General features: G+C 44.0%; 18 protein-coding genes. 4 read left to right on the forward strand and 14 right to left on the reverse strand.

Annotated features, from left to right (window positions below; genetic code table 11):
* Positions 1-101: 101 nt before the first annotated feature.
* The 14 genes from cysQ to gspC all read right to left on the reverse strand — a co-directional run bounded on the left by cysQ (position 102) and on the right by gspC (position 13,770).
* On the reverse strand, positions 102-932 hold the full coding sequence (gene cysQ, locus VRUMOI_RS11820; RefSeq protein WP_089137720.1) for a 3'(2'),5'-bisphosphate nucleotidase CysQ: 831 nt from the start codon (positions 930-932) through the stop codon (positions 102-104).
* A gap of 12 nt (positions 933-944) precedes the next feature.
* On the reverse strand, positions 945-1,511 hold the full coding sequence (nudE, locus tag VRUMOI_RS11825) for an ADP compounds hydrolase NudE (RefSeq protein ID WP_089137719.1): 567 nt from the start codon (positions 1,509-1,511) through the stop codon (positions 945-947).
* Positions 1,512-1,559: 48 nt separating this feature from the next.
* Positions 1,560-2,309 carry a type II secretion system protein N gene (locus VRUMOI_RS11830; RefSeq protein ID WP_089137740.1) on the reverse strand — a complete coding sequence of 250 codons (750 nt, stop codon included), beginning with the start codon at positions 2,307-2,309 and terminating at the stop codon, positions 1,560-1,562.
* Positions 2,310-2,411: 102 nt separating this feature from the next.
* Positions 2,412-2,921 (reverse strand): type II secretion system protein M, encoded by a 510-nt coding sequence (locus VRUMOI_RS11835; RefSeq protein WP_089137718.1) that lies wholly within the window; start codon positions 2,919-2,921, stop codon positions 2,412-2,414.
* Entirely contained in the window at positions 2,918-4,312 is a 1,395-nt protein-coding gene (gene gspL, locus VRUMOI_RS11840; RefSeq protein WP_089137717.1) for a type II secretion system protein GspL, read from the reverse strand. The genes VRUMOI_RS11835 and gspL overlap by 4 nt, the downstream gene beginning before the upstream one ends.
* Positions 4,278-5,324: a type II secretion system minor pseudopilin GspK gene (gene gspK, locus VRUMOI_RS11845; RefSeq protein ID WP_231897459.1), complete on the reverse strand. Its 1,047-nt coding sequence runs from the start codon at positions 5,322-5,324 to the stop codon at positions 4,278-4,280. Before gspK ends, gspL begins: the two co-directional genes overlap by 35 nt.
* On the reverse strand, positions 5,321-6,010 hold the full coding sequence (gene gspJ / locus VRUMOI_RS11850; protein WP_089137716.1) for a type II secretion system minor pseudopilin GspJ: 690 nt from the start codon (positions 6,008-6,010) through the stop codon (positions 5,321-5,323). The genes gspK and gspJ overlap by 4 nt, the downstream gene beginning before the upstream one ends.
* Positions 5,997-6,362 carry a type II secretion system minor pseudopilin GspI gene (gene gspI / locus VRUMOI_RS11855; RefSeq protein WP_089137715.1) on the reverse strand — a complete coding sequence of 122 codons (366 nt, stop codon included), beginning with the start codon at positions 6,360-6,362 and terminating at the stop codon, positions 5,997-5,999. The genes gspJ and gspI overlap by 14 nt, the downstream gene beginning before the upstream one ends.
* Positions 6,349-6,942, reverse strand: coding sequence for a type II secretion system minor pseudopilin GspH (gene gspH / locus VRUMOI_RS11860; protein ID WP_089137714.1), 594 nt, complete (start codon positions 6,940-6,942; stop codon positions 6,349-6,351). The genes gspI and gspH overlap by 14 nt, the downstream gene beginning before the upstream one ends.
* Positions 6,943-7,197: 255 nt before the next feature.
* Positions 7,198-7,659, reverse strand: coding sequence for a type II secretion system major pseudopilin GspG (gspG, locus tag VRUMOI_RS11865; protein ID WP_089137713.1), 462 nt, complete (start codon positions 7,657-7,659; stop codon positions 7,198-7,200).
* 346 nt (positions 7,660-8,005) lie between these two features.
* Positions 8,006-9,226: a type II secretion system inner membrane protein GspF gene (gspF, locus tag VRUMOI_RS11870; RefSeq protein WP_089137712.1), complete on the reverse strand. Its 1,221-nt coding sequence runs from the start codon at positions 9,224-9,226 to the stop codon at positions 8,006-8,008.
* A gap of 3 nt (positions 9,227-9,229) precedes the next feature.
* On the reverse strand, positions 9,230-10,717 hold the full coding sequence (gene gspE / locus VRUMOI_RS11875; protein ID WP_089137738.1) for a type II secretion system ATPase GspE: 1,488 nt from the start codon (positions 10,715-10,717) through the stop codon (positions 9,230-9,232).
* A 35-nt stretch (positions 10,718-10,752) separates the two neighbouring features.
* Positions 10,753-12,756, reverse strand: coding sequence for a type II secretion system secretin GspD (gene gspD, locus VRUMOI_RS11880; RefSeq protein ID WP_089137737.1), 2,004 nt, complete (start codon positions 12,754-12,756; stop codon positions 10,753-10,755).
* A 117-nt stretch (positions 12,757-12,873) separates the two neighbouring features.
* Complete coding sequence (gene gspC / locus VRUMOI_RS11885; protein WP_089137711.1) at positions 12,874-13,770, reverse strand: type II secretion system protein GspC; 897 nt, start codon at positions 13,768-13,770, stop codon at positions 12,874-12,876.
* A gap of 344 nt (positions 13,771-14,114) precedes the next feature.
* Here gspC and hslR point away from each other — a divergent pair, with 344 nt between their 5' ends.
* The 4 genes from hslR (at position 14,115) to VRUMOI_RS11905 (ending at position 19,587) form a co-directional block, all read left to right on the forward strand.
* Complete coding sequence (gene hslR / locus VRUMOI_RS11890) at positions 14,115-14,504, forward strand: ribosome-associated heat shock protein Hsp15 (protein WP_089137710.1); 390 nt, start codon at positions 14,115-14,117, stop codon at positions 14,502-14,504.
* A gap of 28 nt (positions 14,505-14,532) precedes the next feature.
* Positions 14,533-15,399 (forward strand): Hsp33 family molecular chaperone HslO, encoded by an 867-nt coding sequence (gene hslO, locus VRUMOI_RS11895; protein WP_089137709.1) that lies wholly within the window; start codon positions 14,533-14,535, stop codon positions 15,397-15,399.
* Between the two features lie 279 nt (positions 15,400-15,678).
* Positions 15,679-17,304, forward strand: coding sequence for a phosphoenolpyruvate carboxykinase (ATP) (pckA, locus tag VRUMOI_RS11900; RefSeq protein WP_089137708.1), 1,626 nt, complete (start codon positions 15,679-15,681; stop codon positions 17,302-17,304).
* Between the two features lie 276 nt (positions 17,305-17,580).
* Positions 17,581-19,587, forward strand: coding sequence for an AsmA family protein (locus VRUMOI_RS11905; RefSeq protein ID WP_089137707.1), 2,007 nt, complete (start codon positions 17,581-17,583; stop codon positions 19,585-19,587).
* Positions 19,588-19,590 lie beyond the last annotated feature (3 nt).

The following is a 19,590-nucleotide window of genomic DNA, read 5'->3' on the forward strand; positions in this document are numbered from 1 at the left end:
CCAGAAATCGCTCTGGCTTTTTTATTTATCCAATTGTAAAACTCAGCCTGCTTTTTCTATAAGCGAAGCGTAACTAGGAACTAGGAACTAGGAACTAGGAACTAGAGACCTTCTCTCAATATCTCATCCCAACCAATACTCTCATCCCCCAACACAATAAAGTTTGGATTTTCTAAAGTATCTCGTTCGTTGTACGACAAAGGCTCTAATCGAGTGCTGAGAATTCTGCCTCCCGCTTCTTCAACAATACATTGGGTTGCAGCGGTATCCCACTCTCCGGTTGGTCCTAAACGAATATAACAATCCACCGCGCCTTCCGCGACCAAGCACGCTTTTAATGCCGCCGAGCCTAATGGCACTAATTCATAGTTACGAGCCGGGGAAAGCTTTTCAGTAATGCGATTGATGTTTTGACGACGGCTGATCGCAATGGCAATCGGCTGATCAGGTTGTTCGTGTTTTAAGGTATGAATGCGTAGGCTGTCATCCATTTCAGGGATCTTCCATGCGCCTTTGCCTTGATAAGCAAAATAGGTCACACCTGAAACTGGCGCATACACCACGCCCATTACTGGCTGGTTATGTTCAATCAACGCAATCACGGTCGCGAAATCGCCGCTGCGAGCAATAAACTCTTGGGTTCCATCTAATGGGTCAACAAGCCAATAACGCCCCCATTGTGAACGTTTTTTAAGACTGATATCGGCATCTTCTTCAGACAGAACCGGAATGTTAGGCGTCAGCTCCGCTAATTGCTGCATAATGATTTTATGGGCAGCTAAATCCGCCGTGGTGACTGGCGTGTCATCGGCTTTGGTAAACTCTTGATAATCTTTATTTTGATAAATTTCTAAGATGCGTTGACCGGCTTCACGAGCAATGCCGATCACTTGAGGAATAAGGTGAGAAAGATCGCTTTGCGTCGCAGCCATAATAAACGTTCCTTATTGAGCGTTGAGCGGGTGGTTATTTAAGGCTCGTAATGCCAACATCAGCGCACTAATACTGCGGGCTTCACAAAAGTCCATGTGGGTCAGCAGTTCTTCCGCTTGCTGCAATGGCCAACGGATCACTTCTAATTCTTCCGGTTCATCACCTTGTAGACGTTCAGGGTATAAGCCAGTCGCCAGAAACAACGTCATGTGGCTTGAGAAATACGACGGCGCCAACACCACTTGTTTCAGTGGCACGAATGTATCGGCGCCCATACCAATTTCTTCTTTGAGTTCACGATTAGCCGCTTGTTCTGGCGTTTCACCAGGATCGATTAACCCTTTAGGAAAGCCTAATTCATAACGTTCCGTTCCCGCGGCATATTCACGGATCAACAGTAGGTCACCTTCCTCTGTCACGGGAACCGTCATTACGCTACCACGATTACTTGGCTTCATCCGTTCGTAAGTACGCTCTTCACCGTTAGAGAAGCGAAGCTCTAAAGATTCAATGGCAAATAAGCGAGATTGTGCCACCACTGATCTGGATAATATTTCAGGGTGCTTATGCTTTGTCATTTCATGTCTCCTTAAGCCAATGAGGGCGCTTATTGTTCTTGAGAGAGTTTATAATTTCCCTGCAAAGCTAAATTGGTAGCGACCTTGAGCATTCGGTTCACCTAACCATTTTAGCTGCTCTGCCATCGATGATGGGAATTCAGCGCCCGGCTTAAACCAAGCCATCGATTGATAGCGAGCTTGTTCATTTAGGCTAGCTTTAAATTCACTGCTCACTTGCGAGTTATTTTGTTTTCCCTGCACTTCAATATTTTGTGCCTGACAAGTAATGTCGGCAATCACCGGGCCGGGAGTTAATTGACCAATCGGTGAAACAATATCACTGCCTGTCCATGCAATGCTACCTTTGGCTTCTTCACACCATGGCTGTGCGTACTTCAATGACGTTAACGATAACTCTACTCGGCCTTTTAATTCAACCGGCACTTGAGTTGGTACATAAGTCATGACTTGTTGTATTGGCATAGAAGCGAGAACATTGTTGGCATAAAGGCCAGAAAAGCTCGCCCCAACAAAGCCTTTACCATCTAGCTTAATACTGCTGCCACGACCGAAACGAACTTGGTATTCTAATTTAGCGGTCAATAATTTACTGGCTTGCAAATCCCAAGAGACACTACCGTATGACTGGCGGTTGACTTTAAGTTGTTGAACTTGCCCTTGCCAAATTGTGCCACTCATTCCAGTGACTTCGATTCCGCGTTGAGTGGGCATTTGAGCATAAACCCATGCCGCTGGAATATGTGCCACTAAACTTGTAATCAGCATCAATACAAAAACCAACAGATACCATTTCATACTTTTCACAAATTTGATCCTTTCACAAACCCATCGCTATTAGCCATGTTTATAAGAGTCATGTTTATAAGAGCCATCTTTATAACCGAAATAATAAAACGGCTAACCACGCTGAAACTGTAAGCGATTCACTTCGACCATACCGGCTTTATCTACACGGTTAATGTCCAAGAACAACACTTGCAACCCATATTGATCGCGCAATTGAGCTAACCAATTGATTAAAGTGTTAAATGGCACAGGTTGAATCCACACTTGCAACATATCATCACGCGGCTGCATACGGATCAGTTCGATATTAAAACGACTCGCCGTCGATGACACTACTTGGTTTAATGGCTGACTACGCTGCACACCTTTCGTGCCTGTTTGAGCGCGTAAGGTCACGATGCTATCGGCCGATTGCGTCACCCAACTCAAAAGCTGCTTTTCACTATTTAAACGCATTTGCGCTTGTTCGGTCCGAGCGCTTAATGGTTGTAAGATGCCCCAATACAAGAAGCCTACTGCAAATAATCCGCCACAAACTAATACTAGACGTTGCTCTCGGCTCGAAATACTGCTCCACCAACGCTGTAGTGGTGCCATAAGAGCGGCTAATTTATCATTCATGATCCGCTCCCTGTTCCTTTATTTTTAATCACATAGCTACCTTGCACTAGGTCACCATTTTTATTTAACTGGCCTTGGCTAACCTCAAACTGTTTCGCCAATTCAACTCGCAGACGCTCAAAAGATTGAAAATCATTACTTTGGGCATTTAAGCGAATTTCTTGACGAGTACCATCGAATTGCACGCTTTGTACCGTTACCGATTTCACGCTTTGCAAGGCTGGCGGCAACTTCGCCATCCACCCCAATAAAGAAGCACCACTGCTTCCTGAGCCCGATAAGGCATTCTCTTCATCTTGCATTAAGCGTTTTAAATAACTGATGGTTGGAATGCGTTGCCTATCTGGAAATACGCTACGGAAGATTCGCTCGCTCTCCGTTCGATAAGCTTGAGTTTGCGCTTCAATTTGTTGAACTTGCACCGTTTGCTGCACTAACAGTAGTACCAATAAAATGCTCGCCGCAATCGCCACTTTACGCCACACTCGTAAATGCTTAAACCACGACGATTGCGCTTTAAATGGGCCGGTTAATAAGTTGGCTTGTGATTGAATCGCCCCTTGCGCTAACGTCAGCATTGCCATTTCTTGTGGCGCTGCTATCCATCGGCCTGGTAAATCAGCATGTTGCTCAGGCAGTTCGCTATAACTATAAATCGTGAAGTGTTCAGCTGAAGTGTGAGAATGCTCTAAAGCTTCAACACTAGACTGCGCTTCGGCGACAATCTCTTCGCTTGATAGCATAGCACCATCAGCTGAATCGCTGTCTTGCGTGTCATCCTCAGACTGATCGTTGTCTTGTAGTAAGGTTTCAAAATTAAGTGCATCACCATCGGGTTCTAACCAACCTGACGCTAAAAACACATCGAGCCAATCATCATCAACCGCCGCACCTTTCACATCACTTTTGCGCATTAACCATTGATGATTAATGTGCATCGCACTGATGTAATTCTCTTTTAATGGTAAGGCTAGGCAATCTGGCAATACTTTTTTCAGCTCAATACCGTGCGATTTAAATTCATCGACCCAATCGGCTAAATATTGCTGCTCAACAGTGGCAACAATCGCTTGATCACCTTGTTTTTTAATCACGCTAAAGTGCATGCGCTCGATATCTTGCGTCAGTTCATCTTCCATTAAAAATGGCAACATCGAGTGTAATTGACGCCCGGCACCCGATGGAATTTGAATTGGCGTAATTAACACATCGCTGCTTGGTAATAACGCAATCACAGTACGTTGAACGCTGTAATCAACCAATTCACTTAGCTTTTCTCGGCTAGATAATTCTCCCGAGGCAATCACTTCTTGTAAGCTTGGCGACCAAACTAACCAAGGTATTGGATCAGTTGGATTACTGCTCAGCTTGATTGTCAGAAACTCGTTCACTGATCCCTCCGAAACGACGACGTATCACTTGTGTCGTTTTTTTATCTGAACTGTAGATTAGACTACGCAGCCTAACCCTTGAATTGTCTACTTTAATTTGCGCATCTAGCTCAAAATATTGGCTAGTTACCGATAAAAATGGGCTCGCCTCGCTGGTAATGTTGGCCGGCACACGTGTTATTTGTGGTTCATTTAAAAAGGTTTCTACATCTTTCCAACCGTCATGCGGTCGATTTTCAATTAATTGTTGTGCATCACTTACACTCAAAGAAGGCTGAAACATCCCGGCTAATAACAAGGCTTGCTGCGGCTTTAAGGTATTCACATTGATATACAAATCGGTCGTCGGTAGTGCGCAGGTGACTTGATTTAAAATCGTCATCGCAGGAGCAGTCACTTGATTAACCGCCCTTAATTCACTGCTATCGGCAATCAAGGTATCTGGTGCATCATAGCTAGGTTGCATCCCTTCATAAGTGGCACTTTCTACCCCACTTTGGGTACTTACTTGGCTATCACTATCGACATACTCTTTGATTGAATCAGCAATCACTTCCGCCTGATAATTATCAATGTCGACTTCTTGCAGCATATACGCTAAAACTTTCAATAAATAAGGTCGCTCGGACGTATTAGTTGCCGGTAATGCTGCCAGTGCATTGACATTAAAACACGCCTGTTTATCCACTATGCTGCCGACTGCATCGCCATTTTCAAGTGGGTATTGCGTGCCTTCAATCGCCCATGCTTGGCTTAAATTTATATTATCGTCACTGTCTTTATAGCTTTCTTCGATGGCGACCTGAGCCAGCGCTTCCACCCCCATGCCGTACCAGTAGGCTTGTTGGTGATTTAATAAATTACTGGCGCGATAAAACTGGGTCGACATTCTTTCTGTCATCGTCGCGGCAATCGCCACCAGCACGGCCACCAGCAATAACACAAAAATAAGTGCCACACCTTGCTGGCGTTTCATTCGGCGAAATGAAGCACGAGAAGTAAGCGGCATCATTGCGTTACCTCACTACCAGAACCATCTGAACCATTTTTCGCCGTAGCGGATTGCCCTTTTGGAATTAAATAAACACGGCGAATAGTGCCATAATCTTTTAATTCCAATGTCACCTCAACCGCTGCAGGCAATTGGGTTTCGACTTGCCATGTCTCTTGCCAGTTTTCTTTATCGCCGTCATAAAAACGGAAATCGAGATTCTCAACTTGCGCTAATAATGATTTATGCAGCGGTTCTTGTCCTTCAGGTGTATCAGGATAACGCCACCACACTCGCTCTAATTGATTACCGACGACCCGATAGCCGACTTTAACAATCTCTCCTCGTGGGAAAGCTTGTTGAGGGTTTTGCCATCCTAAACGAGTAAATAAAATACCGTGCGATTGTGAATCAAGTAAATATTCATCGCTGTAAAGCACTCGATTACCCGTGGCATTCGCTCGACCTTTAAATGAACGGGCGACCATCTGACGAAAATCACTATCCATAATAATCATTGCTCGTTGCATATCTTGCAAACGGGCGGTTTTCTCTGCCGACAGTTGATTACTACGTTGAACCTGATTAACCACTTGATAGGCTGCAATACTTAAACTGGCAAATACCATGATGGCGACCATCACTTCTATCAGAGTAAAGCCCTTGCTTAACGTTTTACGGCTTAACGTCTTCTTACGGTTTAACATAAGTTCTCACCGTCATCAGAGTGCTTTTGCGTTGTGGATCCAAAGACACACTAACATCCACTGCTTTAATTAAATCTAATCCTGTTTTTACTGGCGTAGCGGTCCAGTACCAAGTTTGTCCAGCAAACTCTTCTTCACCTTTTTTCGTCGCATTAAAAGACGAGGATAAATGCACCATCGCCAATTGGTTATCCACCACCATGCTGGCAAAGGTTTTCTCTTCTAAATAGCTCAGAGTATTGATGTGTTGAGTCACCGCGCGAATCACACTAATCGCTGCCGTGGCAAAGATCGCCAGCGCAATCAAGACTTCCAATAAAGTCATGCCTCGAACTTGCTTACGATGGCTCATTATCACCGACTCCTTCATTGCTCATCCCCGGAGACAATAGTTGTGCCACTCCCTCTTCAGACACTTTTACACGCCAAGTTTGCTCTGGCTTTTGATTCGGCTGTGACGTAAATAGCAATAAAAAAGGCGTCACTTCACCACTAGACAATACATACACTTGAGGCGGTTTCGGTTTTTTATCGGCATCTTCAAATCGGTCTTCGTAAAAGTCTTCTTGTTTGAATAAGCGATCATCATCCCCCCAAGCTTCACTGCCGAGCTCAAAACTAAAAGTTAAGTCTTCAGGCAATGTGGTTTCAGTAAAATATTTACTGTCTTGTACTTTTTGCCAACCTTCTTCACCTAATTGCATATAGGTATAAGTCAGTTTTTTCTCATCGAAACGTAAACCATAATCTTGGCCATTAAGAATCGCATCATCACTGAGTAATTGCAGTCGCTGGAAAAAGCGTGAAGCCTCTTCCTTCGCTTGGTCGTCATTACTCTGCGGTAAAGTTTGCACCACCGCTAACGCACTCAGTGACATTAACACCACCACTAACAGTACTTCGAGTAAAGTAAAACCACGCTGACGCTGCATTGTGTTCCTTAAATCATCTTGCGAGTTTTTAGTCGTCATTCCGTACATGAGCCTAAGCGAAGAAGATACGGAATCTCCTACAGCATATTGATAAACCAAATGTTGTAGGAGATCCTGAACTGCGCTCCTACGTCGCTTTTCAGGATGACGACTTTTTTGCACTTTCGAGCAACGAGAAGTAAAACGTCCGAGATACGAGTAACGAAATTGCTTTCGGCTCTCGAGCGAAGCGTCCTCGCCCCTCGATTCTCTCTGTTACTGGAAGTCTTGAATATTCCAGTTACCGATGTCTTTTTGCGAACCGTCATCGCCACCTTCTTGACCATCAGAGCCAAGAGTAAAGATATCTACTGTGCCGTGATCACCTGGGCTTAAATATTGGTAATCACCACCCCATGGGTCGTTAGGTAGACGTTTAATGTAACCACCTTCACGATAATTGCGTGGCTCAGGGCTACCGGTTGGTTTACTCACCAACGCATCCAAGCCTTGGTCGGTAGTTGGGTAAACACTGTTATCGAGCTTGTACATATCCAGCGCATTTTCTAGCGCCACAATATCCGTCACCGCTTTTTGTTGATCGGCTTTCTCTTTGTTACCCAATAAATTCGGGACAACGAAGCTAGCTAGAATCCCCAAAATAACCACCACTACCATCACTTCAAGCAAAGTGAAGCCAGATTGCTTCTTAGTCGATAAATTTAATTTTTTACTCATTGTGACTCCTAAAAAAATATCAATTTTGTGTTTCGTGGATCGAATAAAAGTTCCTGGTTTCTAGTTCCTAGTCCCTAGAAAAAGCGGACCGTGATCGTTATTGCTTCTACAACAAACAGACAGAACCCGATAATCTTTTCGTCTCCCGAGCGCAGCATCCCCGAACCTCGGGGCAATTCGCTACCTAAACTAAGACCTAAACAGAGCAAACAGTAGTCGTTACTGCTTTTACACCAAACTGGCAACACCCCATAATCTTTTCGTCTCCCGAGCGCAGCGTCCCCGAACCTCGGGGCAATTCTCTACCTAGAAACTAGGGACTAGAAACCAGGAACCGTTCTTTACTTTACTGCGTCACCAAATTATTCAATTCCAATATCGGCATTAAGGTTGCAGTAACAATAAACAATACAATTCCAGCCATGGCGACGATCAGTAATGGCTCAAAAACACCAAGAGCCATATTCACCAAAGACTCAAAATCTCGGTCTTGGTTATCGGCCGCGCGAATCAACATCGGCTCAAGTTCACCACTTTGCTCACCACTGGCGATCATGTGTAGCATCATCGGCGGAAACAAACCGGTGTGTTCAAGCGATTTACGTAAGCTAGTTCCTTCGCGAACTTTATCGGCGGCATCAAGAATCTGCGCTTTAAAATATTGATTACTCATCACATCGGCCGCGACTCGCATGCCATCTAATAAGGGAATCGCACTGGATGAACAAATTGCTAAGGTGCGAGCAAAACGAGAGGTATTCAGCCCTTTAGCCACTTTGCCAATCACAGGTAGGGCCAACACGCGTTTATCCCACTTCATGCGAAAATCTGGTTTCTTTAAGGCCACTTTTAAACCGACGATCATTAGCACAATCAAACCAAGCACTAATAGTCCCCAATGTTGCACAAAATTACTGGCAACCAATAAGAACTCGGTCGACATAGGCAAACCTTGGCCCATTTGCACAAACTGATCGACAATTTTAGGTACCACGGCCGCCAATAAAAAAGCCACCACGCTGATAGCAATTAACGTCAACATGGTTGGGTAGATCATGGCTTGTTGTAGCTTAGAACGCATCTTTTGGCGATTTTCGGCGTAGTCGGCTAAACGATCTAAAATCGCGTCTAAGTGACCCGACTTTTCACCTGCTGCAACCATGGCGCAGAATAGATCATCAAAGACGGCTGGGTATTCCGCCATGCTGTCCGATAGGGTATAGCCTTCCACCACTCTTGAACGAATGCTCACTAACATGTTGCGAATATGAGGTTTGTCCGATTGATCCGCCACCGCGCGAATGCATTCTTCTAGCGGCATACCGGCTTGTACTAGAGTGGATAATTGACGAGTGACTAAGGCTAATTCATTGGTACTAATACCACGTTGAAAACTAAAACCGCTCGATTTAGCTCGTTGTGATTTCGCTTTGGTTTCAATAACCTCTGTCGGCATTAACCCTTTTTCTTTAAGGCGCTGACGCACTTGGCGAGCATTATCCCCTTCCAATACGCCTTTCTTTTGCTTACCTTTGGCATCGAGTGCTTTATATTCAAATGCGGCCATGGATTACACTTCCTTGGTCACACGTAGCACTTCTTCCAAAGTGGTGATGCCACGGCGTACTTTCGCTAAACCATCATCACGAATACTCGGCGTTTTGGCGCGAATCGCTTTTTCGATCACTTGCTCACCCGCCTCAGCGTGAATCAATTCTTGAGTTTCATCATCAATCAACAACAACTCGTGAATACCAGTACGACCGCGATAACCTTTATGGTTACAACGCTCACAGCCATGAGGTTTAAATAGCTCTAGTGGCTCATCAGCCGCAACGCCAAATAACTGCTTTTGCTGGCTATCGGCTTGATAAGGCTGCTTACAGCTTGAACATAATGTTCGCACCAGACGTTGAGCTAACACCCCAAGCAGTGAAGAAGAGATTAAGAAGGGTTCAATCCCCATATCACGCAAACGGGTAATCGCACCAATCGCGGTGTTGGTGTGCAAGGTCGACATCACTAAGTGCCCGGTTAACGAGGCTTGTACCGCTATTTGCGCGGTTTCTAAATCACGAATTTCACCGACCATCACTACATCGGGATCTTGACGCAAAATTGCACGCAAACCACGAGCAAAGGTCATATCTACTTTCGGGTTAACTTGAGTTTGTCCGATACCATCAATATCAAACTCAATCGGATCTTCCACGGTTAAAATATTACGCTCGCTGCTGTTCAGCTCTTGCAGGCCAGCATATAAGGTGGTTGATTTACCTGACCCCGTCGGGCCGGTGACCAAAATAATACCGTGTGGCCGAGCGATTAAATGACGAAAGGCTTCGTGGTTTTTAGGCGTCATGCCTAGGCTGTGTAAATCTAAGCGCGTGGCGTTTTTATCTAATAAACGCATCACCACACGCTCGCCATGAGAAGATGGCATGGTCGATACACGAACATCGACCGCACGGCCACCGATTCGTAATGAAATCCGACCATCTTGTGGGACACGTTTTTCCGCGATATCAAGCTTAGCCATAACTTTGACACGTGAAACTAGAATCGGCGCAAGTTTACGGCTTGGCGATAATACTTCACGTAACACACCATCAACACGAAAACGGATCGATAAGACTTTCTCGAAGGTTTCAATATGAATATCAGAAGCGCCTTCTTTGATCGCTTCACCTAACATGGCGTTGATCAATTTAATGATTGGCGCATCATCTTCTGATTCTAATAAGTCTTCGTTTTCTGGTAGCTCTTCGGCCAGTGAGAAGAAATCATCATCGGCACCGATATCTTCCATCAACTGGCGAGCTTCCGATGAATCGCGCTGATAGGCTTCGGTCAACTTATTTTCAAATTCACTAACCGCTAATTTTTGCGGCTTAAAAGATTGCCCTGAAGCACGACGTATTTCGAGCAACACTTGTGGAGTAAGGACGCCACAATAATATAAAACACTTTGTTGCTCGTGATAATCCAGCACCACTTGATGACGTTTGGCATAAGCAAAAGGCAAACGAAATGTCGGGCGGCTATCTTGGCCACCCATCGAATCATTTGCCAACTCTTGTGCTGAATCCACCATTATTGATTACCCTTAAGTTGCTCTTCTTCCGCTTGCTTGAGTTGATCGAGGAAAGCCTGAACTTCCGCAGGTTGACGAGAATCTTGACCAAACTTAGGTAACACTGGCGTTTCGGTATTAGGCAATAATTTCAAACCTTTCTGAGCGCGATATAACTGCTCTGCGCGAATGTAGTTGTATTTACGGCGAGAGAGGCCATCAATTGACATACCATCACGAATAATAGTTGGCTTGATAAACACCATTAAATTCTTTTTCTCTTTGCTGTTACTCGTATAAGAAAATAGCGCACCAAGATAAGGAATATCGCCAAGTAACGGTACTTTCGAGACACTCTCTTGTGCACGTTCATCAATTAAACCACCCAACACGATCATTTGACCATCTTGCACCATCACCGAAGTGTTAATTTGACGCTTGGCAAAACGCACATCGACTGCACCATTCGCTCCGAGCACATTCGATACTTCTTGCTCGATTTGCATTTGGATCGAATCACCTTCATTAATTTGCGGCGTGACTTTTAGCTTGATGCCCACTTCCTTACGATCAACGGTTTGGAATGGGTTCGAGTTATCAGAACTTGCGGTGGAACCGGTGACGACAGGTACTTCTTCACCCACAATGAACGACGCTTCACTGTTATCCAATACCGTAATACTTGGAGAGGATAGAATATTCGAGTTGGTATTGGTGGCCACCGCGCTGATCAAAGCCGTCCAATCGCCTTTCACAATACTGAGCGCCGCACCATTTACACCGCTTAACGCCCCCGCTAAGGTTGAATAATCCCCTTTCGTATCTGGGTTTACGGTTGTATTACCATTGGCATCAATGATCGTGGAACCCTTAACATCTTGTGCTTCTTTGATACCTACCGCGACCTGACCAATTTTGGCGTTCGCGTTCGAGTATTGCACCATGCTACCGGTTTCTAAATTGCCGTATTGCACCCCGAGATCAATCCCATCCCCTTCAGAAAGCTCGACAATCAAGGCTTCAATCAATACCTGCGCACGACGAATATCCAGTTGGCTAATCACTTCTTGCAGCGCTTTCATAATATCTGGTGGCGCAGTGAGTACTAGGGCATTAGTACCCGGATCGGCAGTAATCATCACTTTAGCTTTACTGTTACTGTCGGCTCCTGATTTAGAATCTTTTTCTGCTTGTAGGTTTTCAGAAACCCCAGTGAGCACCTCGACCAAATCTTCGGCTTTGGCATAACGTAAATAAATCACGCGGTTATTGCCTTTGGTCGCCATTTCCACATCAAGCTGGCTAATTAATTTTTTCAAACGTTGACGAACTTTCGGATCGCCAGAAATCAAAATTGCGTTAGTACGCTCATCGGCGACTAACTTAGGTTGTAATAATTCAGGGGTATTTTTAGCATCGGCACTTTTGCTCAGTGAATCGACAATTCGAACCATTTCGGTGGCTGAAGCATTTTTAAGCTCCACCACTTCCACTTCTTTATCACCAGCTTGATCGACACGTTTAATGATTTCCGCTAAGCGATTTACTACCGAAGCGCGGCCGGTTAAAAGAATGATATTAGAAGGGTCATAATGCACTACGTTACCGGCACCCGCGTTATCATTGAGCTGGCGTAAGATAGGTGATAATTCGCGTACTGACACGTTTTTTACCGGCACAACCCGGGTGATCACCGCATCTCCGCTGACATTTTCCCCTTCACCAACCACAGGCACTGCCGCAGTTTTGGCATCTTTATCTTTAATGACTTTTAAAATTCCATCGTCCATTTCCACTACAGCGTAGCCATAGACCTCTAGAACATTAAGGAAGAATTTATAATATTGCTCTTCATTGAGCACATCGTAACTGCGTACATCAATTTTACCGCGTACCGATGGATCAACAATAATCGTCTTTTGTAAATTACGTCCGACAATATTGATAAACTCTTGAATATCGGTTCCTTTAAAACTGGCACTAAAATCTTCTGCCATCGCAGATACCGATACCAAACTTGTCATTACGATTAGTGAGACTTTGCTCAACCACTTTTTCACACCATGCTCCTGCTCACCTGAGGTGACGTTGCTGTACTCTACGCCGCTAAATAAGTGTTAGCCACGAACTGAGAATCCATTTTAAAATTGAATGTAAATATCGTGAGTCTGACCATCTCTTTCTACGGTTAGATTCCACTCCGTTGAATCTAAAGCCGTTTTCCATAATGCCGCCATTTGCGACTGGTCAGTCAAATCTTGTCCATTTAATGCTGTAGCAATATCACCATCTTGTAGCCCGACTTGATCAAACAGTGTTCTTTCACTGCCTGGACGTACTCGATAGCCTTTTAATTGTCCGTCTTCCATCACTTGAGAAAGACGAATGTATTGAAAAATCTTTTGTGGATCCGATGAAATCTCTTGGCGAATTTTATCTAAATCTGCGACATCATTCGTCGCAGGCTCGGTGGCAACCGGTTGACGCTCAATGGCTTGAGGCGATTTATTATAGTCTATGCCTTGTAACATCAAGGTTTCATCTCGGCCTTGATTACTGATGATCACCCTATCGACATACACCGCCGTCAACGTGACTCGGGTACCATCAATGGTTTCACCAATCCCATAAGTCGATTGCTTGCCTTGATTGGCAATGATCGCCAAACTTAATTTGTCGTTACTGCTCGCAACCGCACCCACTAATGTGAGATTTAGGCGTGTTTGTGGCGCATCTTGTGCCACTTGCTGTTTTTTGGTTGGCGTCTGAGTATATAAACCAAATAAATTGGCACTTAATAGAGGAGAAAGGGTATCGGTTTGATGGGTTGAGGATGCTTGAGAAGCCACTACGCTTGGCGCTGACCAGTGATCAACCCCGGGAGTCGACGCTAACAAAGCCCAAAACAAAATGCCCACTAACCAAGCAATACCGGCCGTCAGTAGCAAAGTCAGCAAAAAGCTTAACTGTGCTTGATTTTGTAGCCAACGGCTTGTTAACTGAGACCATTGGATCTGGATATTCCCTTTTGACACCATTAGAGATGACACCTTAAATTCTCGTCCACTTTTTAATTTCTAACCTTAACGGCTTAGCAGGATTAAACCAAATTAAATCACACTTTCATGTGGCGATAATCAATATTTTTCAACCAGATCGCCAAGAATTCGCCCAAAAACTATCATTTTCGTCAGTTTTAATTTATCTAGCCCAATACTGACAACGAAAATACACATTATATCCCTTAATTTATGACATCTTTGTCCTGCCCCTTGAAAATGACTAAAGCCATCACCATTTTGACTGATATTATAGAGTTAAATTGTAAATATCGTTTAGCTGATCTTCTAGGAACCTTTGATCTTTAAGGACATATCTCAGAATGAGTTCACAAACTTTATCAGTGCGCCTCGACAAATGGTTATGGGCGGCTCGTTTTTATAAAACTCGATCGATTGCCAGAAGCATGGTTGAAGGTGGCAAAGTTCACTATAATGATCAGCGTAGTAAGCCGAGCAAGATCGTTGAATTGGGAGCATTGATTCGCTTGCGCCAAGGCAACGAAGAAAAGACGGTGATCATCGAAAAAATTTCCGATCAGCGTCGCGGTGCGCCTGAAGCACAAACCTTATATAGCGAAACAGAAGAGAGTATGCGTAAGCGAGAAGAAGACGCTCAAAAACATAAGCTCAACGCGCTATACAGCCCAAGTCCAGAACGACGTCCCGATAAGAAACAACGTCGTAACCTTATAAAATTTAAACACCAATAAACCGCCCGAGGCGAGGAGTCCCAAACTAATGGCAAATAACCTTTTGCATCGCTATTTATTCGAAGATTTGTCAGTTCGTGGTGAGTTAGTGCAACTTGATACCGCTTACCAACAAATTATTGCCAACAAGGATTACCCACAGCCAGTTGAAGCTCTTTTGGGTGAATTACTTGTCGCAACCAGTCTTCTTACCGCCACGTTAAAGTTTGAAGGTTCGATTACGCTTCAACTACAAGGCGATGGTCCACTTTCGTTAGTGGTTATCAATGGCGATCACGAACAAAAAATGCGTGGTGTTGCACGTTGGGAAGGCCAAATTGCACCAAATGCCACTCTTCACCAAATGGTTGGTCAAGGGCATTTAGTGATCACTATTTCTCCGGATAAAGGCGAGCGCTACCAAGGCGTCGTTGGTCTAGAAGGCGAGACACTTTCTGATGTCTTAGAGAGTTACTTTGAGCGTTCGGAGCAATTAAAAACGCGTTTATGGTTCCGCACAGGTGAACATGAAGGCCAAGCACATGCTGCGGGTATGCTATTACAAATCATGCCTGATGGTACCGGCTCTGCAGATGACTTTGAGCATTTAGAAAGACTCACCGAAACCATTAAGAATGAAGAACTGTTCTCACTTGAAGCCAATGACGTGCTTTATCGCCTTTATAACCAAGAAAAAGTGCAGTTATTTGAAGCTCAGCCAGTTGAATTCTTCTGTGGCTGTTCACGCGAACGTAGTGCGGGTGCCATTGCGACCGTCGCCAAAGAAGAGCTTGATGATATTCTAAAAACGGAAGGCGAAGTGGCTCTGCATTGTGATTACTGCGGCAGCACTTATTCTTTTGATGCCGCACAAGTCGACCAAATCGTAACGGCCGCTAAAAAGAGCCTGCATTAATTCATTGTATACAATAAGTCATACGTGACATCACATAAGCCGACTCAGTTCGGCTTTTTTTGTGCCGAAAAACCACGCTTAATCCTTCATTTCTGCCAAATTATAGAAACTTATTTTATTCAATATAATAATCATAGTGTTCTTGACGCCACCTTTTTGTACTACGAATTTTGTTAAAGTTGTTATGATCCTCAAATAAACCACACGTAGAAAGTGGTTATATAGGGGTCATTACCTAAAATTATAATATTCCCTACAAATTTCCTATTAGGAGCATCTATGACCGTTATGGATAAAACGACGACTGTACCTCAGTTAGATCTCACAACTTACGGCATTACTGGCGCAACTGACGTTATTCGTAATCCAAGTTATGAACAACTGTTTATCGAAGAAACTCAATCAAACTTAAGTGGCTATGAAAAAGGTATTGTCACCGAATTAGGCGCGGTCTCAGTTGATACTGGTATTTTTACCGGTCGTTCACCGAAAGATAAGTACATCGTGAAAGATGAGATCACCAAAGATACGTTATGGTGGTCCGATCAAGGTAAGAATGACAACAAACCGATCACACCTGAAGTTTGGGCCGATCTAAAATCATTAGTCACCACACAGCTTTCTGACAAGCGTATTTTTGTGGTCGACTGCTTCTGTGGCGCAAACCCAGAATCGCGCTTAAAAGTTCGGGTGATCACGGAAGTCGCATGGCAAGCACACTTCGTTAAAAACATGTTCATCCGCCCAACCGAACATGAACTACAAGATTTTGAGCCTGATTTCATCGTCATGAATGGCGCTAAAACCACCAATCCAAACTGGCAAGCACAAGGGCTAAACTCGGAAAACTTTGTTGCCTTTAACTTAACCGAACGCATTCAAATTATCGGTGGTACTTGGTATGGCGGCGAAATGAAAAAAGGCATGTTCGCCATGATGAACTACCTACTCCCACTCAAAGGTATAGCTTCAATGCACTGTTCCGCCAATGTCGGTGAAGCCGGTGATGTGGCGATTTTCTTTGGTTTATCTGGCACCGGTAAAACCACACTTTCCACCGATCCTAAACGCCAATTAATCGGCGACGATGAACATGGTTGGGATGATGACGGGGTGTTTAACTTTGAAGGCGGTTGTTACGCTAAAACTATCAAACTGTCTAAAGAAGCGGAACCGGATATTTATAATGCGATTCGTCGTGATGCATTACTCGAAAACGTCACGGTATCAGAAGATGGCATTATCGATTTTGATGACAATTCGAAAACCGAAAACACTCGTGTTTCTTACCCGATTTATCACATTGATAATATTGTTAAGCCAGTATCCAAAGCGGGTCATGCACAAAAAGTGATCTTCTTAACCGCAGATGCGTTTGGGGTTCTGCCTCCTGTTTCGAAGCTGACACCAGAACAAACTAAGTACCACTTCTTATCTGGTTTTACGGCCAAACTTGCGGGGACTGAGCGCGGGATCACCGAGCCTACACCGACGTTCTCCGCCGCTTTTGGTGCTGCCTTTTTAACGCTGCACCCAACCCAATATGCCGAAGTGCTAGTGAAACGTATGGAAGCGGCTGGCGCAGAAGCTTACTTGGTCAATACCGGTTGGAATGGCAGCGGTAAACGTATTTCAATTCAAGATACTCGAGGCATTATTGATGCAATTTTAGATGGCTCGATTGATCATGCGCCAACCAAAATCATTCCAACATTTAATCTTGAAGTGCCAACCGAGTTACCAAACGTTGATAGCCAAATTCTCGATCCTAGAGATACTTATCCAACAGCGGAACAATGGCAGAATAAAGCCAATGAACTGGCGCAACTCTTTATTAAAAACTTTGCGCAATATACGGACAACGAAGAAGGTCAGTCGCTAGTCAGCGCAGGCCCTCAACTGTAGTTTCAACTTAAAACGACTTAACCTTTAAACAAAACGAGAAACTTCACGGTTTCTCGTTTTTTGTTATTTTATATATAAGATTGGTTTCAAAGGTGCTTTCCTTCGCCAATCTTCCTTGATTAAAGGTTTGGATGATAACGCTGAATTCTGCACCTTGCAGTCACTTGGGTATATCCGTAATAAAAAGCAGGAATAATTGTACCGGAACTCATATCTGCTTATACTTCACAGCTCTAATCTCCCTGCCAATGGGGACATGAATAAACAGGACGTTACATGAGAAAACTGCTAGCCGTGATTGTTGGCTTGATTTCATTAGTGGTTATCGCGCTTTCCGCTTCTTATGCGGCCTTACACACCAAATATGCCCCTCTGGTAGTCAACAGCGCTCTGAACTATGCCTACCAAGGTAATATCCAAGTTCGTGATGTCACATATTCTTACCAGCAACCTAATCATATACAGCTCGATGGCGTACTGCTTAAACATCAAGACTCTGATCCTATTCTGGTTGAGAAGATGGATATCTGGCTCAGTGATGACCTATTGCTTAACAACCAATTACAGATTGATAATATCTTAGCAGATGGCGTCACTCTTCAGCATGGCTGGCCACGTCTAGATCTTCCTGGATATGTACATTTAAATCAATTATCTATCGCCAATATCGACTTTTCGGATAACGGTTTGGTTGGGCGTGATGTGAATATACAAATCAAACACCCAAAAAAACGTGATTCACAAAGACTGCCCTTTTATGGTGAGATTCAACTTTCAGCCGGGCAACTTTATTGGCAAGGCGAAGCGCTTGATAACGTCTTCTTAGATGGTGACATCACCCCAACTCATTCCACCTTTTATGATATTCGTTTCCGCTGGCGTAAAGGACAATTTTCAGCTCAAGCAATCAAACAGCAGCAACAAAGAATATGGCAGTTTCCGCGTATTAGCATTACTGGATTACGCCTACAAAAAACCAACTCGGATACCATTAGCCGAGAAAGTATCGAGTGGTTTAATCGCTTACCGATCGCGATTGATGAGTTAGAAATCAATAACTCAAGTATCGAAATGCCTAATTTCTCCGCTAACAACATCAAACTGACTGCGGCCAATCTTCATCTGCCTTTTAATTTCTGGCAACAGCAAGATGCATCGATATTTATCACTGCGGATAATATGAGCGCCTTTGGCCAAGTGATTGATTCACCCGCAGTAGACATTACGCTACAACCTAACACTGCCAATATCCAAGATATTTCATTAGAAATGCTGCAAGGCAATCTGCATATCCAAGGTAAAGCAACACCGACCAGCTTAGAGTTAGCTCAGCTTAACATTAATAATATGAAGTGGTTTCCAGAACCAGAATCAAAACAGCTTGCTCTCGATTATTTAAAAAGCTTATCTGACATTAAAGCCAAAATGCTCACCATCAATCATGTTCAATTTATCGATCTCACCACGACGCCCCCTAAGCAAGCGACCGGTTTGAGTATTGAAGGTGATGACATAGAGATTAAAAAAGATAGTCACTGGGGCCTATGGCAAGGAAAGCTAACCGTCAGTGCGAATAGCGCCAGTTACGATAGCGTGAATAGCAACAATCTATTGGTCAGCATGCAGAGTAAAAAAGGGCACTTTTGGCTAGATAAGGTATTTATTCCATTAGAAAATGGGCTCATCAAAGGCTCTGGTGATATGGCTTTCACTCAAACGAGCCAACCTTGGAAACTCGATTTGGATGCCTCAGGAATACCCCTACGATTTTTCTCTCGCTGGTTTAACCTGCCGCTGCATTTAGATGGTATTACCGATTTTACCGTTAAAGGTGAAGGTCTGTATGGCGATCAATTAATCTTTAATCACAGTGTGACCGGAAAGCTCGATGCGAGCGTGACACGGGCGACTAGCGATGATGATTTCCAAACATTATGGTTACGTAACCAAAATATTGAATTACCACCACTCGCGCCACCGCAAGATCCACAGAATGCACCTGATACGACAGATAAAACAGCTAAGCCAAAACAGCAAAAAGAAAAAAAAGTTCAATCAGTCACTATCAGCGATATTCATTTAGTTGCCGACCGTGGCCGATTATCCTTAAAACCTTTTACGATAGAAGGAAAGGATTTTTCTGCTCACTTAGGCGGTGAATATGACTTTCTTTTTCCAGATAAAGGCAATTTACAATATCGGTTAGAAGGTGAATGCCAAGCGTTAATTTTTGACTTATTAGGGGATAAAAATTCTGTCGTGGTCGAAAATAATTGCCACTGAGAC

This window comes from Vibrio rumoiensis (assembly GCF_002218045.2).
Taxonomy (GTDB): domain Bacteria; phylum Pseudomonadota; class Gammaproteobacteria; order Enterobacterales; family Vibrionaceae; genus Vibrio; species Vibrio rumoiensis.